The organism is Bacteroidia bacterium (assembly GCA_040880525.1).
Taxonomy (GTDB): domain Bacteria; phylum Bacteroidota; class Bacteroidia; order CAILMK01; family JBBDIG01; genus JBBDIG01.
In genome coordinates, this window is the sequence record JBBDIG010000049.1 from 19,051 (window position 1) to 34,012 (window position 14,962).

18 protein-coding genes and 5 tRNA genes are annotated in these 14,962 nt (G+C 45.2%); 6 read left to right on the plus strand and 17 right to left on the minus strand.

Annotation, left to right across the window (positions count from 1 at the left end; all coding sequences use genetic code 11):
• Positions 1–58: 58 nt before the first annotated feature.
• From rplL to WD077_13715, 17 genes are all read right to left on the minus strand, one after another.
• On the minus strand, positions 59–436 hold the full coding sequence (gene rplL, locus WD077_13635) for a 50S ribosomal protein L7/L12 (GenBank protein ID MEX0968277.1): 378 nt from the start codon (positions 434–436) through the stop codon (positions 59–61).
• 56 nt (positions 437–492) lie between these two features.
• Entirely contained in the window at positions 493–1,014 is a 522-nt protein-coding gene (gene rplJ / locus WD077_13640; GenBank protein ID MEX0968278.1) for a 50S ribosomal protein L10, read from the minus strand.
• A gap of 8 nt (positions 1,015–1,022) precedes the next feature.
• The gene (gene rplA / locus WD077_13645) at positions 1,023–1,721 is read right to left on the minus strand and encodes a 50S ribosomal protein L1 (protein MEX0968279.1); all 699 of its coding nucleotides are present in this window, start codon (positions 1,719–1,721) and stop codon (positions 1,023–1,025) included.
• A gap of 14 nt (positions 1,722–1,735) precedes the next feature.
• Positions 1,736–2,179, minus strand: coding sequence for a 50S ribosomal protein L11 (gene rplK, locus WD077_13650; GenBank protein ID MEX0968280.1), 444 nt, complete (start codon positions 2,177–2,179; stop codon positions 1,736–1,738).
• An 11-nt stretch (positions 2,180–2,190) separates the two neighbouring features.
• Positions 2,191–2,727: a transcription termination/antitermination protein NusG gene (nusG, locus tag WD077_13655; protein ID MEX0968281.1), complete on the minus strand. Its 537-nt coding sequence runs from the start codon at positions 2,725–2,727 to the stop codon at positions 2,191–2,193.
• 16 nt (positions 2,728–2,743) lie between these two features.
• The gene (secE, locus tag WD077_13660) at positions 2,744–2,941 is read right to left on the minus strand and encodes a preprotein translocase subunit SecE (GenBank protein ID MEX0968282.1); all 198 of its coding nucleotides are present in this window, start codon (positions 2,939–2,941) and stop codon (positions 2,744–2,746) included.
• A 15-nt stretch (positions 2,942–2,956) separates the two neighbouring features.
• A tRNA-Trp gene (locus WD077_13665) sits at positions 2,957–3,029 on the minus strand.
• Positions 3,030–3,048: 19 nt separating this feature from the next.
• On the minus strand, positions 3,049–4,236 hold the full coding sequence (tuf, locus tag WD077_13670; protein MEX0968283.1) for an elongation factor Tu: 1,188 nt from the start codon (positions 4,234–4,236) through the stop codon (positions 3,049–3,051).
• A 57-nt stretch (positions 4,237–4,293) separates the two neighbouring features.
• Positions 4,294–4,365, minus strand: a tRNA-Thr gene (locus WD077_13675).
• Between the two features lie 11 nt (positions 4,366–4,376).
• Positions 4,377–4,450: transfer RNA gene (locus tag WD077_13680), tRNA-Gly, on the minus strand.
• An 83-nt stretch (positions 4,451–4,533) separates the two neighbouring features.
• A tRNA-Tyr gene (locus tag WD077_13685) sits at positions 4,534–4,616 on the minus strand.
• Between the two features lie 17 nt (positions 4,617–4,633).
• A tRNA-Thr gene (locus WD077_13690) sits at positions 4,634–4,707 on the minus strand.
• Positions 4,708–4,813: 106 nt separating this feature from the next.
• On the minus strand, positions 4,814–5,104 hold the full coding sequence (gene raiA / locus WD077_13695) for a ribosome-associated translation inhibitor RaiA (GenBank protein ID MEX0968284.1): 291 nt from the start codon (positions 5,102–5,104) through the stop codon (positions 4,814–4,816).
• Between the two features lie 11 nt (positions 5,105–5,115).
• Entirely contained in the window at positions 5,116–6,009 is an 894-nt protein-coding gene (locus WD077_13700; GenBank protein MEX0968285.1) for a tyrosine-type recombinase/integrase, read from the minus strand.
• 11 nt (positions 6,010–6,020) lie between these two features.
• Positions 6,021–6,212 carry a 30S ribosomal protein S21 gene (gene rpsU / locus WD077_13705; GenBank protein MEX0968286.1) on the minus strand — a complete coding sequence of 64 codons (192 nt, stop codon included), beginning with the start codon at positions 6,210–6,212 and terminating at the stop codon, positions 6,021–6,023.
• Between the two features lie 70 nt (positions 6,213–6,282).
• Entirely contained in the window at positions 6,283–7,425 is a 1,143-nt protein-coding gene (locus tag WD077_13710) for an acyl-CoA dehydrogenase family protein (protein MEX0968287.1), read from the minus strand.
• Positions 7,426–7,456: 31 nt separating this feature from the next.
• Entirely contained in the window at positions 7,457–8,419 is a 963-nt protein-coding gene (locus WD077_13715) for a helix-hairpin-helix domain-containing protein (GenBank protein ID MEX0968288.1), read from the minus strand.
• Positions 8,420–8,523: 104 nt separating this feature from the next.
• On the opposite strand from WD077_13715, the gene WD077_13720 reads away from it, so the two are divergent.
• The 6 genes from WD077_13720 (at position 8,524) to WD077_13745 (ending at position 14,910) form a co-directional block, all read left to right on the plus strand.
• Entirely contained in the window at positions 8,524–9,054 is a 531-nt protein-coding gene (locus WD077_13720; protein ID MEX0968289.1) for an NAD(P)H-dependent oxidoreductase, read from the plus strand.
• Between the two features lie 144 nt (positions 9,055–9,198).
• On the plus strand, positions 9,199–10,890 hold the full coding sequence (hutU, locus tag WD077_13725; protein ID MEX0968290.1) for a urocanate hydratase: 1,692 nt from the start codon (positions 9,199–9,201) through the stop codon (positions 10,888–10,890).
• On the plus strand, positions 10,887–11,546 hold the full coding sequence (locus WD077_13730) for a phospholipase (GenBank protein ID MEX0968291.1): 660 nt from the start codon (positions 10,887–10,889) through the stop codon (positions 11,544–11,546). The genes hutU and WD077_13730 overlap by 4 nt, the downstream gene beginning before the upstream one ends.
• A gap of 14 nt (positions 11,547–11,560) precedes the next feature.
• Positions 11,561–12,109, plus strand: a complete 549-nt coding sequence (locus WD077_13735; GenBank protein ID MEX0968292.1) for a hypothetical protein — start codon at positions 11,561–11,563, stop codon at positions 12,107–12,109.
• Positions 12,110–12,224: 115 nt separating this feature from the next.
• Complete coding sequence (locus WD077_13740; protein ID MEX0968293.1) at positions 12,225–12,761, plus strand: hypothetical protein; 537 nt, start codon at positions 12,225–12,227, stop codon at positions 12,759–12,761.
• A gap of 286 nt (positions 12,762–13,047) precedes the next feature.
• Positions 13,048–14,910, plus strand: coding sequence for an SEC-C metal-binding domain-containing protein (locus WD077_13745; protein MEX0968294.1), 1,863 nt, complete (start codon positions 13,048–13,050; stop codon positions 14,908–14,910).
• Positions 14,911–14,962 lie beyond the last annotated feature (52 nt).

The following is a 14,962-nucleotide window of genomic DNA, read 5'->3' on the forward strand; positions in this document are numbered from 1 at the left end:
CCAATTTCTTGTCAGGTCTCCGCCCAAAACCTACTCGGGTTTTGGTATACAACTCTGGTTATTTAACTTCAACCTCGGCCCCTGCTTCTTCTAATTTAGCTTTAACACTTTCTGCTTCGTCTTTGGCTACGCCTTCTTTCACGGGCCTGGGTGCATTGTCTACCAATTCTTTAGCCTCCTTGAGACCAAGACCGGTAAGTTCTTTAACAAGCTTAACTACATTCAGCTTTGCGCCTCCTGGTGCCTTAAGAATGACATCGAATTCAGTCTGCACGGCTGCTTCAGCCGCTTCGCCACCACCTGCACCGGCAGCTACTGCAACCGGGGCTGCGGCAGGCTCAATACCATGCTCATCTTTCAGGATTTGCGCCAATTCGTTAACTTCTTTGACAGTCAGATTCACAAGTTGATCTGCTATTTCTTTAACGTCTGCCATTGTATTCTAAAAATTTAGAGTTAGTAAAATGAATAATTTCAATTGTAATTTCTTTCTTATTCCTCTTTCTCGGAAAGAGTCTTAAGGATTCCAGCGATTTTCTGTCCCTGGCCTGTAAGCCCGCTGATGACATTCTTTATCGGAGATTGCAGCAGTGCAATAACATCTGCAATGAGTTCTTCTTTTGACTTCAGACTGATCAATGCTTCTATCTGATCATCTCCCAGATAAAGTGATTCTTCAATGTAGGCTGCTTTAACAGATGGCTTCTCCTTATCCCTTCTGAATTCTTTGATGACTCTTGCCGGGGCATTTACGTTCTCAGAAAAAATCAGGGCAGAGGGGCCTACCAGCGCATCAGACAAGCCTTCTATTTCTATGTTCGCTTTTTCCAGTGCTTTCTTGATAAGTGTATTCTTTACCATTCGAATCGAAATACCCTTTTCAATGGCTTTCTTTCTGAAATCATTCGAAGTATTCACCGGAAGGGTGGAAATGTCCGCGATGTAAAAGTTCTTATTCTCTTGTAATTGTTCACTTAGTTCCTGAACAATCGTGTATTTATCTTCCTTTTTCATAGCCATTTTTATATACCGGGTACTGACTTAGCGTCTATTGAAATACCTGGGCTCATGGTGCTGCTCATTGTGATAGATTTAAAATAAGTACCCTTTGACGCAGAGGGCTTCAGCCTTGAAATAGTTTGAAGCAATTCCTTTGCATTTTCAAAGATCTTATCAGGAGTAAAGGATACCCGTCCTATGGTGGCATGAACGATTCCATAACGGTCAACTTTAAAATCAATCTTACCAGCTTTGATCTCTGTAATAGTTTTAGCCAGATCCATGGTTACGGTCCCGCTTTTGGGGTTTGGCATCAGTCCTCTTGGACCAAGTATCTTTCCATAGCGGCCTATTTTAGGCATAACATCCGGAGTGGTAACGATTACATCAAAATCGAGCCATCCCTGTTCAATTTTTTGCAGGAATTCATCAAGTCCGGCATGGTCCGCTCCGGCCTCTTTTGCTTCCTTTTCCTTATCTCCTGTAGCAAGCGCCAGGATCCTGACCTCCTTACCAATTCCATGTGGGAGAGCCACCGTGCCGCGCACCATTTGATTGGCCTTCCTCGGGTCTACCCCAAGCCGGATATCCAGATCAACAGCCGCGTCAAACTTCGTGAAGGTAATGTCCTTTAAAAGTCCGGATGCTTTTTCCAGATCATAAGCTTTATTCTGCTCAACCTTAGAAACTGCTTCTTTATATTTTTTCGTCAGCTTAACCATTTGTCTGCTGTGTTTTATTTATTCCAGGGTGGTGTTCCGGAGACTGTGATTCCCATACTTCTCGCAGTGCCTGCAACCATTCGCATGGCCGATTCAACTTTTGCCGTATTCAGGTCAGGCATTTTCTCTTCAGCAATAACTTTCACCTGATTCCAGCTTACGGAGGTCACTTTAAGCCGGTTGGGTTCGGCAGAACCCTTTTTGATTTTTGTTGCTTCCAAAAGTTGGGAAGCAACCGGTGGTGTCTTAATGATGAAGTCAAATGACTTATCAGCATATACTGTAATCACTACCGGTAACAGTTTCCCTTGATTTTCCTGAGTACGGGCATTAAAAGCCTTGCAGAACTCCATTATGTTCACGCCTTTCGCGCCCAATGCCGGACCTACCGGGGGAGAAGGGTTGGCTGCTCCGCCCCGGATTTGTAGTTTCACAAAACCTGTTACTTCTTTAGCCATAGCTTATTTTACTAATCTTTTTCTACTTGCATGTAATTCAATTCCACCGGAGTTCTCCGTCCAAAGATCTTGACAATGACCTTCAGCTTTTTCTTTTCTTCGTTGATATCTTCGATCACTCCTGTAAAACTGTTGAACGGCCCGTCAATTACCTTTACCGCTTCTCCTACCATGAAAGGAACTTCGAGGCTTTCACCCTCATCTACCAGTTCATCCACTTTTCCGAGGATACGGTTTACTTCTGCCGGACGCATTGGAATAGGTTCACCCTTGCTGCCTAGAAATCCCACAACTCCGTTAATTGACCGGATGGTGTGCTCCACTTCCCCGATCAGATTCGCTTCCACCAGAATATATCCGGGGTAATAATTTCTTTCCTTGGTAACCTTTTTCCCTTTGCGCAACTGCACCACCTTTTCCATTGGAATCAGGATCTGGTTTACATTTTCCAGCAGGTTACTCCTGTTCAGTTCCAGCTCAATATACTGCTTGAGTTTCTTTTCCTGACCAGTTATTACCCTTACCACATACCACTTAAATTCGCTCATTTTAGAAGCGCCTTATTTATTGAAAGATCTCATAAAACACCTCAAATGTATTTTCAAACACTGTGTCCATAATAAAAACCAACAGTGCGATTATCAAAGATGCAATCAATGTAATTATTGCGCTTTCCTGCAGCTCCTCCCAGGTAGGCCAGGTTACTTTGTACAGCAACTCGTCCACGGTGAGCTTTAAAGAATTTCTCCACTTTTCAAGCATAGAATTATTGCTTAGCACGGGTGGTAAGATTCGAACTCACGACCTTTGGTTTTGGAGACCACTGCTCTACCAACTGAGCTACACCCGTGTCCTGTTTAAAGGATTAATTATTTGTCAATCTCAGTAACCTGGCCGGCACCTACCGTACGTCCACCTTCGCGAATCGCAAAGCGAAGACCTTTGTCAAGTGCGACCGGAGCTATCAGCTTTACGCTTATGGTTACATTGTCTCCCGGCATAATCATTTCCACATTTTCAGGAAGCGTGATTTCTCCGGTAACATCTGTTGTACGCAGATAAAACTGAGGACGGTATTTGTTGAAAAAAGGAGTGTGGCGTCCGCCTTCTTCTTTTTTCAGGATATATACCTCGGCTTTAAATTCTGTGTGCGGAGTGATGGAGCCAGGTGCGGCAATTACCATCCCTCTTTTAATCTGTGTTTTTTCAATTCCTCTGAGCAGAATTCCAGCGTTATCGCCTGCTTCACCTCTGTCAAGCAACTTCCGGAACATTTCTACTCCGGTTACGGTGCTCTTCAGTGGTTGCTCTGAGAATCCAACTATTTCTACAGGATCCCCTGTGTTTATGATTCCTTTTTCAATTCTTCCGGTGGCGACAGTACCACGACCGGTGATTGAAAAAATATCTTCAATTGGCATGAGGAATTTAAGCTCTGTAGCGCGGGGTGGTACAGGGACAAATTCATCCACTGCCGTCATCAGTTCTTCAACTGTTTTCACCCACTGCTCTTCACCATTAAGGGCTCCTAATGCAGAGCCGCGAATGATGGGTGTGTTATCTCCGTCAAAATCGTAGAAAGAGAGCAGATCGCGAATTTCCATTTCAACAAGGTCCAGCAATTCTTCATCGTCTACCATATCCACCTTATTCATGAATACGACAAGCTTTGGTACACCTACCTGGCGGGCCAGCAAGATGTGTTCACGGGTTTGAGGCATAGGTCCATCCGTTGCTGCTACAACAAGGATAGCACCGTCCATTTGGGCAGCACCTGTAACCATGTTTTTAACATAGTCAGCGTGACCTGGACAGTCAACGTGAGCATAATGGCGACTATCCGTCTGATATTCTACATGCGAAGTATTAATGGTAATACCTCTTTCCTTTTCTTCAGGTGCGTTATCAATTGAATCGAATGAACGCGTTTCAGCAAAACCTTTTGATGATAATACAGTAGTGATGGCTGCAGTCAGGGTAGTTTTACCGTGGTCTACGTGGCCAATCGTACCAATGTTTACGTGAGGCTTACTCCTTTCAAATTTTTCCTTTGCCATAGCTAAACACTTAGATTGATTTCGGTGTGAAAATATTTTAGATTTAACGGAAATTCGAGCCAATGACGGGACTTGAACCCGTGACCTCGTCCTTACCAAGGACGCGCTCTACCACTGAGCTACATCGGCTACAAAAAAAGAGCGGGAAATGGGGCTCGAACCCACGACCCTCAGCTTGGAAGGCTGATGCTCTAGCCATCTGAGCTACTCCCGCTTTTTAACAAGATTTTGGATTAATAGATAGCAGATCGTTTGGAAGCGTTGATTTGCTAATTATAAACCTTTAATCGAACTACGTGGGGAGAGCAGGATTCGAACCTACGAAGGCATAAGCCAGCAGATTTACAGTCTGCCCCAGTTGGCCACTTTGGTATCTCCCCAAATTTGTATTTCTTTGAGCCGATGGAGGGATTCGAACCCCCGACCCGCTGATTACAAGTCAGCCGCTCTGGCCAGCTGAGCTACATCGGCAACAATTATTTTCAATAATTTAAAGAACATTATGGCGTGCCACCGCCAAAAAAAGGACTGCAAAGATATAGAAAAGGGCTGCGATTAAATGTAATCATTTTCCCTTTTATTTTTCCTTCAGTTTATCCTTGTACTTTTTGAGTTGCCGGCTCATTGTTTCTATGGCTTTTTCAAGCGCTTCTTCGAAGGTGGTGGCATCTTCTTTTACAAATAATGTCTGATCCTTCACTATTAGTTTTACCTCTAGCTCTTTACTCACACCGCCATTTTCTCGCAGATAAACTACGGTATGTACTATATTTTCATAGTAGCGCTCCAGCTTTTGAAGTTTGCGTTCAATCAGTTCAGTAAGTTGACTATTGACTCCTTCAGGTATTTTTTCGAATTCTACTTTCATGGAATGAGCTTTTACTTCTTGCCGGCTCTGGGATGAGCCTGCTTGTATGATTGTTTTAATTTTTCAATGGAGACGTGGGTATAAACCTGCGTTGCTGCCAGGCTATTATGGCCAAGTAATTCTTTTATCGCGTTGAGATCCGCACCCCGGTTCAGCAAATGAGTAGCAAAAGAATGACGGAGTATATGTGGGCTTCGCTTCTCAAGCGAAGTTACTTGCGACAAATAGTTTTTGATCGTCCTGTAAATAAGCATCTCGTATGCAGGCTTTCCTTTATCGGTTGTTATAACGTTGGCCGCTGAATTATGTCTTTCCTTCTGAACTTGGAGAAAAGTCTTGAATTCTTCAATCAGCTTTTTATGCAGCGGAATGAGGCGTTCTTTATTTCCTTTTCCGTGTACCTTAATAAAGCCATCTACCAGATTTACGTCTTCAATTTTAAGTTTTACCAATTCACCAAGCCGGATGCCGGTACCATAAAGCAACTCCAACATTAGTCTATCCCGGTGGCCTTCATACGTATCAGGGAATGCTATGCGGTCCAGAAGCTTCAGTAATTCCTTTTCAGAAGGATTGCGGATAACCGTTTCTGTCCTTTTTGGAGGGAGTACTCTCTTAGCCGGGTTTTCTGCTAATATGTTTGCTATCATCAGGTATCCAAAAAAAGTACTTAGTGAGGAACGTTTTCGGCCGATTGAGGATGCGGAAATACCATTTTGGCTAAGTGCGGCAATCCAGGATTTTACGTGCTGCTCCTCTATTTCCTGAATAGTTGAGATTTCGTAAAAGACACCGGCATACTCCAAAAATCCAGATACGTCATTAAGATAGGCAGTAATGGTGTGATGGGAATATTTCTTTTCATCTCTGAGCCAGGACGAGAAGTGCTCCAGGTGCCGGTCCATCAGGGCATGAATTAGCTTTCCTGTTGACGCATATGCTCGCGATAGCCCGCTTTAATAACTTCGGTACGCCTTTCAACTGAAGGCTTTACAAAGAACTGACGGCTACGATACTCACGGAAAACACCGCTCTTTTCAAGCTTTTTCTTGAAGCGTTTCAAGGCGCGGTCAATTGATTCATTCTCCTTAATAGACACTTTGATCATAATGTTATTTTATTTTGGCCCGCAAAGGTAGAAAAAAGGAATCGGGATTTGAACGACTGCTTCCTGCTCTTTAATTGCGAAGAAGTTCGCGGCTAATGACGAGCTTCTGTATCTCTGAAGTACCTTCTCCGATGGTGCAGAGTTTCGAATCGCGGTAAAATTTCTCTACCGGATAATCTTTGATGTAGCCATAACCACCAAAAATCTGCACGGCTTCATTGGAAATTTTGACACAGATCTCAGAAGCATAATATTTTGCCATTGAGGAAATAGTTGTGACTTTTTCTCCACGGTTCTTTATGTCGGCTGCTTTTAAAGTCAGGAGTTCTGCGTTTTCTATCTCTAGGGCCATGTCTGCCAGCTTGAACTGAATGGCCTGAAAATCCGCGATGGGCCGGTTAAATTGATGGCGCTCCTTGGAATAGTTCAGTGCGGCTTCATAAGCGCCTTTTGCAACACCCAGCGAAAGGGCAGCTATGGATATTCGTCCCCCGTCCAGCACTTTCATTGCCTGCACAAACCCTTCACCCTCTTTGTCAAGGATTTGATCTTTATGCACCCGGCAGTCCTCGAATATCAATTCAGTGGTTTCAGAGGCACGCATTCCCAGTTTATCTTCTTTTCGCCCGGCCTTAAATCCCGGAGTGCCCTTATCAATTATGAATGCTGTCATCCCGTGCGAATCTCCGGTTTCGCCTGTGCGAATTATTACGACTGCCACATCACCGCTTTTGCCATGAGTAATGAAATTTTTAGCACCGTTGATCACATAATGATCTCCATCCTTTACTGCAGTGGTTTTCATATTTCCGGCATCAGACCCCGTATTGGGTTCTGTAAGACCCCATGCACCAATCCATTCGGCTGTGGCAAGTTTAGGGAGGTATTTCTTCTTTTGCGCAGCGTTACCAAACTGCATTATATGGCCGGTACAAAGCGAATTATGCGCGGCCACCGATAGGCCGATTGAAGGATCAATTTTACCGATCTCGCTTATCACCGTCACATATTCCAGGTAGCCAAATCCGGATCCTTTATATTCCTGAGGAACCAGCACACCCATAAGTCCAAGTTCTCCAAGCTCTTTCATGACAGAGACAGGAAACTCCTGGGACTCGTCCCATTTCATAATATTCGGCCTGATCTTCTTTTCTCCAAAGTCACGGATCATTTCCGCAATCATGCGCTGGTTCTCATTCTGGCTAAAATCCATTTATTAAATTTTGGCAAAATTATGAAAAGAATTATTCGCTTGCTGATACTCCGGCAACCACATAGATTTCAAGTTTTTCAAACTGGTCCTTGTTTATAAGATGAATCTTCCTAAGCTCATTTATATCTGAATAGGCTCCATGCTGTTCCCTGTAGTTCACTATGGCATTCGCAATTTTATACCGGATATAAGGGTGGTTTTTAAGTTCATCAAACCCGGCTGTGTTAATATTTATCCTTTTAATGGAAGTGTCATTTAAAATGACCTGAGGGGCAATTTCCGGATAGCGGGTACTGTCTATTCCCCATACTTCCATTAATTGCTCCTTGGCTACAAAACCTCCCAACTGTTCGCGGTACGCAATGATCCTTGAAGAGAAAGCCGGGCCGATGCCTCTCACAAGTGTTAGTTCTGCAGAATCCGCCTGGTTAATATCTACTATGATTTTTTCGTCAGGCTTGCTCCAATCATCCCGGCTTTCATACTGATAGTTGTTTTCTGAATAAGAATCCGGCTTGCGTTCTGCTTCTTCAGGAAGATCAATGAATGGCCGGATTTTCCGGAATACTTCATCATCCAAGCCGTAAATGCGGGATAGATCATCTTTGGTTTTAAAGCTGCCGCCTTTGCTGCGGTATTTAATAATATTACCGGCCACATATCTTTTGAGTCCTAATTCTTCAAACTCAGCGGCAGAAGCTGTATTAGGATCAAATTTAAAATATCGTGGTTTTGTGGTTTCTGACGTTGTAAGTTCTTCATCCACGAAGTCATTATATTCTTCTACAGTAGTGTCATGGGTGGCCAATTGCTGGCCCTGGCGGTATTCTGCCACCATTTGCTTCAGTTCGCTGAAATCGCCTTCGGTTTTGGGGTGATAAAAATCCAACAGATAATAAATTGCCAGGAACAGGATCATTAACCAGCCCAGTACCAACAAGGCTCTTCGTTCTGCTTTCCTGAAGCTAAAGTAATCCTGGATTTTTCGCCACATTGCTTTTGGTTTCTATAAAAAAGGGAGGGCTAATATACAAAGAGTTACGAAATGCAAAATGGCTTTAAGTGCAGCCATTTTGCAATCCTTTAAATTTGCCGGCTATGATAACGATCATTGCCGGAACTAACCGGCCGTTCTCCAATAGCCGCGTAGTTGCTGATGTTTATGCCGCCACGCTCAGGCGAATGGATGCCAACTGCGAGGTGCTTGATCTGCAGGGATTGCCACCTGATTTTATGTTTTCTGCAATGTTTGATAATGCAGGGAAGGATCCTGAATTCAACAAGTTTCAGCAAGTGATTGATGCTTCTGAGAAATTTGTGATCATTATACCGGAATATAATGGATCCTTTCCGGGAGTGCTGAAGGCTTTTTTTGATGCGCTTGATTATCCCGGCAGCCTGGCAGGAAAAGTCTGTGCATTGGTAGCCATCTCTTCGGGCTCGCAGGGCGGCTCCTTAGCCCTGAGTCATTTTACTGATATTCTCAATTACCTGGATATGCCGGTGCTTCCTCAAAAACCACGGTTATCGTTTATCCACCAGCATCTGGAAGAGCAGGAACTGACGCACCGCCCGTTCATGTCTCTCATCGAAATCCAGGCAAAGGCGCTTCTGGATTATAATGGATAGAAAAACCGGGAATATTTTTTAAAAACAATGCGATCCATTTCCTAATAGGAGACGCTTGAAGCTCCTTCATTCCCTGTGTGCTGCATTGGATATGGCTTCCATCTTTGATTAGCTTTGCACCCCTATAAAAAATCAATCATAATAATGGCTTCAGGAATTCAGAAATTAAACCTGTCCGATCTTGATCTGAAAACCATAAAAGCGCCTACCGGTACGCTTCTTCATACCAAAGGCTGGGTGCAGGAAGCAGCTTTGCGGATGCTGATGAACAACCTGGATGCTGAAGTAGCTGAAAAACCTGAAGAACTCATTGTGTATGGGGGTTCAGGTAAAGCTGCCCGAAATAAGGAGTCGCTTATTTTGATCATGAAGGCGTTGCAGGATCTGGAAGAGGATGAAACATTATTAGTGCAGTCGGGAAAGCCGGTAGGAATATTACCGACCCACAAGGATGCTCCCCGTGTGATCATTTCCAATTCTATGCTGGTGCCGAAGTGGGCGGAGTTTGAATATTTCCTGGAACTTGAGAAAAAGGGACTGACGATGTACGGCCAGATGACGGCCGGTTCCTGGATCTACATCGGTTCGCAGGGAATTGTGCAGGGAACTTACGAAACCTATGCTGCGATGGCCAACCAGCATTTTAACGGATCGCTGCGGGGAACGCTCAATGTTACCGCTGGTCTTGGAGGAATGGGAGGCGCACAACCGCTTTCCATCACCATGAATGAAGGCGTTGCGCTCATCGCGGAAGTAGAAAAGTGGCGGATAGAAAAACGCATTCAGACGCGCTACCTTGATGAATATTATATAGATATAGATGAAGCTATTGACCACGCCCTGAATGCGAAGGAGGAGCAACGGCACATCAGCATTGCGTACCATGGAAATATTGTTGACCTGCTCGAGCGTTTGCTGAAAAGAGACATCGTTCCGGAAACTGTAACAGACCAAACTTCAGCACATGATCCGCTGAATGGCTACCTCCCACAGGGGATCAGTGTGGAAGAAGGGGAGGAGTTGCGAAAGTCCGATCCTTCCGCTTATATGAAGAAAGCGTATGAAAGCATGGGCCGGCACGTGAAGCTGATTCTGCAATTAAAAGATAAAGGGGCAATTGCCTTTGATTATGGAAACAACCTGCGTGGACGCGCTAAGGAGCAGGGCGTTGCCAATGCTTTTGATTATCCGGGTTTTGTTCCGGCCTACATCCGGCCGCTCTTCTGCGAGGGCAAAGGCCCATTCCGCTGGGCGGCACTTTCGGGCGATCCGCAGGATATTTATGAAACTGACAAAAAGATCCTTGAACTTTTTCCTAATGATGAACCGCTTGCCCGCTGGATAAAAATGGCGCAGGATAAAATTGCCTTTCAGGGGCTTCCATGCCGGATATGCTGGCTCGGCCAGGGTGCCAGGGAAAAAGCCGGAGTCGCTTTCAATCAAATGGTGGCGGAAGGCAAATTGAAGGCACCCATCGTCATTGGCCGCGATCACCTTGATACCGGCTCGGTGGCTTCACCCAACCGCGAAACCGAAGCGATGAAAGACGGCTCTGACGCGATTGCCGACTGGCCTATTCTCAACGCCCTCATCAATACAGCCGGTGGAGCCTCCTGGGTTTCGGTGCATCATGGCGGAGGCGTGGGCATTGGCTATTCCATTCATGCCGGAATGGTGATCGTGGCAGACGGAACGGCAGATGCGGTAAAACGGCTCCGCAGGGTGCTGCACAATGATCCCGCTACAGGCGTGATCCGTCATGCAGATGCAGGATATGACATTGCCATTGATACTGCACGGCAGCACCGGCTTGACCTGAAAGAACGGTTGAAATGATTAGTAACATAAGCGAGAATTTTCTTGAAACCCGCAGGACTGCACGCTATTTTACAGCGGGAAATGCAGAATCCGCCCGCCATGTGGTTTACCTGCTTCACGGCTACGGCCATTCGGCAGCCCAAATGCTGGAACGGCTGTCACCCGCATTGCCTGCTGCGTTCGTGGTGGCACCTGAGGGCCTGAGCAGATATTACAAGGAAGGCTACAATGGTCGTGTTGGAGCAAGCTGGATGACCAAGGAAAGTCGCGAGCAGGAAATTTCCGATTATATATTTTATCTGGATCATCTGCACCGGCACCTGTTTCCAGGCCAGAGCCCTCCTGTCACAATTCTTGGATTTTCGCAGGGAGCATCTACGGCAGCACGATGGGCTGCTCTGGGAAAGGTGCAGCCACAACTCCTCATTTTGTGGGGTGGCAAGCTTCCGCCCGATCTTCCTGACAATGCCATCTCAAAGTTGCTGAAAAATACAGCGCTGCATTATATTACTGGAACGGAGGATCAATTTGTAACGCCTGATGTTTTATCAAATGAAAAGGAACGCCTGGAAAAACTGGGAGTTTCTTTTAATTTATTTAATTACGAGACAGGCCACAAATTTGAATTAAAAGTACTTGCATCCTTTTTGGAAAAAAATCCTCTTTATGGTTAAAAGTAAAAATTCAAATGAAGATCAAAAAGCATATTCGTTTTAATATTCCGGCCTTGCTGTTATCGTTGCTAATATTTCAGGCATGTGAAGAACAGCCGGTAAACCTGATGGTTCCTTATAATCCGCCACCTGTGCTGGTAACGGTACCGCCTGTAGCGGCACCTGCCGAAATCATTTTTGGAATGGACTTCACGGTAAAAATGGACAGCGTACTCGCTGCCCAACATCTGGATTGGGATAACATTACACATATCAACACAAACCACCTGACGCTGAATGCTGTGGACGGAGAGCAAATCATCTCGGTACCCCTGGATTCCATTCGTATATATCTCGAAACCGATGACACCGGAAGAGTGCTGATTGGCCACCGTTACCAAAATTTGCTGGACAGCACCTCTCTCATCTCCATATCACCCGACCGGAACGACCTCACACAACATCTGAGATCCGATACCCTCCAATTGATCCTGGCCGCAATGATCCGCGAAGATTTTACGGATACGCTTGTTATGCGGCTAGACATGGAGTGGCATATCAGGGCAGAGGAGCAGGGCGAATAGCATCGTTTAGATAGAATCCTTACAACTGAGACAACCGCATTATTAATCTTTGCATCTCAGTATAGCCTGTTGGCAAATATTTTATCTTCGTAACGAAAAAAACACAATGAATAACATGAACTATTTTAGAATTTTCAGCCAGGTATTGCTCGCAGGAATAATGGGTTTTACTGCCTCCTGCTCCAAAGACAATTTGTCTGTAGCTTTTTCCTTTAATGCAGCAGATATTCATTTCACGGTTGATTCCACTGATCAATTTGGGAGTTTCGATGTAGTGAAAGAAGACATGCCGAACAACCTGAATGCAATGGCCGAGGAAAACGGAGTTGATCCCTCCAGCGTTTCCTCGCTCACTATAGAGCGGGTGGTAATAGCCATCGAAGATCCGGCAGACGCCAATTTTGATGTTGTATCTTCAGCCGAAGTATTTATCTCCACGCCCACCATTGAGGAGGTAAGGATTGCTTCCAAAACAGACATAGAAGCGGGCGCCACATCCATTCTCCTGGACGTAACGGACGAAAATCTTCTTAACTATTTCCACGAAGATGTAATAAACGTGAGGGTAAACCTGGTGACTACCGCCCCGGTCGAGAAATCGGTTGACATGAAGACCAGCATAGTATTTAACTCCAAAGGCGAGGTATTGTAATAAAAGATAAGTTTTCTTTAAATATAGAAAGGCCGTTCTTGATTTTAAGGGCGGCCTTTTCTTATTGGGAATAACTATAATAAACTTTTACCAAAAAGAAATAATTGGTGAATACTTTTGAGGAATCTGGCGTTGGGCTGGGGTAAGGAACTTTAGCTTGTTATTTGGAATTCAGGGGACCATCCTCATACTACCTCCTGTGGAAAAATTTCTTTTCTCCTATCCAAACCCCACCTTAACTTTCCCTCTTTTTTCAGGGATCTTTATCATTTAAACTGAAACAGCCATGAGTAATGTCTATCAACTCAAAATCATCCTTGAAGGAAGCGAGCCGGTAATCTGGCGCTCCGTGCAAGTGCAAGCCGATACTTCCCTTTATGAGCTGCACGAGATCATCCAAGTGCTGATGGATTGGGAAGATTACCACATGTTTTCGTTTGAGGTGAATGGCAATCATATTTCTGAGTTACCGGGGGAATTCGAGCCGGAAGAGGAAGAAGCAGATGATAAAATGAGCATCAAGCTTTCTGAGGAGATACGGAAGGTGGGTGACAATTTTATTTATACATACGGTCATGAGAATAACTGGCGGATGTTAGTGGAGGTGGAGCGGATGATGCCGGATAAATCGGACGCATATTATCCTGTATGTACGGCAGGTGAGAATGCTTCTCCGCCAGAAGATACCGGGGGTATCATAGAATATGTCACGATGTTGGCTGCTCTTTCGGATCCGAAACATAAGGAGCACAAAGATGCCGTGGACTGGCTAGGCGGGGATTGGGATGCGGAATTCTTTGATCTCGCACGGGTAAATAGGGAGCTGCTGAGGATAAATTCTGATTCTTATCCGGACGAATATGGCCTGCGCACATACGATGATGTGAAGAACCTGAATAAACCTACAGTTTTGCTGGATGATGAAATACCTGCTGAGGGCATACATGAATGGCTGGAAGCCGCGCTGAATGAAGAAGGATCGCTTGAGCATTCGGCAATGACGCGACTGAGGGATAAGGGTTTGGACGAGTTCGAGGCGATGGCGGCCATTGCAGGGGCTATGGCTGTGGAATGGTATTATTACATGAAACATGGCGTGGATCAACTGGATGAGCGGTACCGGATAAACCTGGAGCGCCTGCCGGAGCAGCCCCTCGAAGTCCCCGACCTGGAGCATGCCGTGCAGATCATTGAGCAGGCCACCTATGGCATTCCCATAGAGGCCATTGAATACCTGCGAAACCAACCAACGGAAAATGTACTTGACATCATCGTGGAGGGGTTGGAAAAAGCTTATGACAGAAGCCGGTTTTACAAAGAGGAAACTAATCAGTGGATGTCTGCACCGCTGTTCTATGCCATTGCAGCCGAAGCTCATACACATGAGCGCCTCATTGAACCGGTTTTTGGACTTTACCTTACCAGCCCTTATGCCACCGATTTTATACACGAACAGGGAAATTATTTATTGAGCCAGCTTTCTGAAAAATACAGGGATATTGTGGTGCCGAAGGTCATTGAGGCAGCACATCCGGATTCGCCTTACGCATCGGGCTCCATAATTTATCTTTATGATGGAATTCAATATGCCGATCCTGCAAAGTATGGGGCACAAATTTTAGCAGTACTGGAAAATCCTGACACACCTATCAGGGACCAATGGGCGCATGCGGTGGCAAACCTCCAGTTGAAGGAGGCGATCCCAATGATCAAGGCGATTATCAGGAAGCGGGAAGCGGTGAAGCAGCGGAGAGGAACTATCAGTGCCTGGTGGGAATTTCATGATATTATAGAGTATAAAGAGGCTTTGGAAAAACTGGAATCAGGTGAATCAAAGTTCCCGGCCCAGGACGGGCCTAATCATCTTAACCGAGGGGATTGGCGCGAATACTATAAGCAATGGGAGGACAGGTTCTATGATCAATATGAGGCGGAAGAGGACGATGAGGAGGACGAGGATGAGGAATGGGGTTCCTGGCCTATAGTCAAAGATAATCCTGTTTCAAAAATGTTTAAAGACATCCACCAAAAGCCCACGCCATATATAAAAGAAAAGAAACCGGGACGAAACGATCCCTGCTACTGTGGCAGCGATAAGAAATACAAAAAGTGCTGCATGAAGAAAGATGAGGCAGTGGAGGAGATGTAATCAATGGAAGTGGGTTGGGTAACTTTTGACCCTCAGAAGTACCAGGAATATT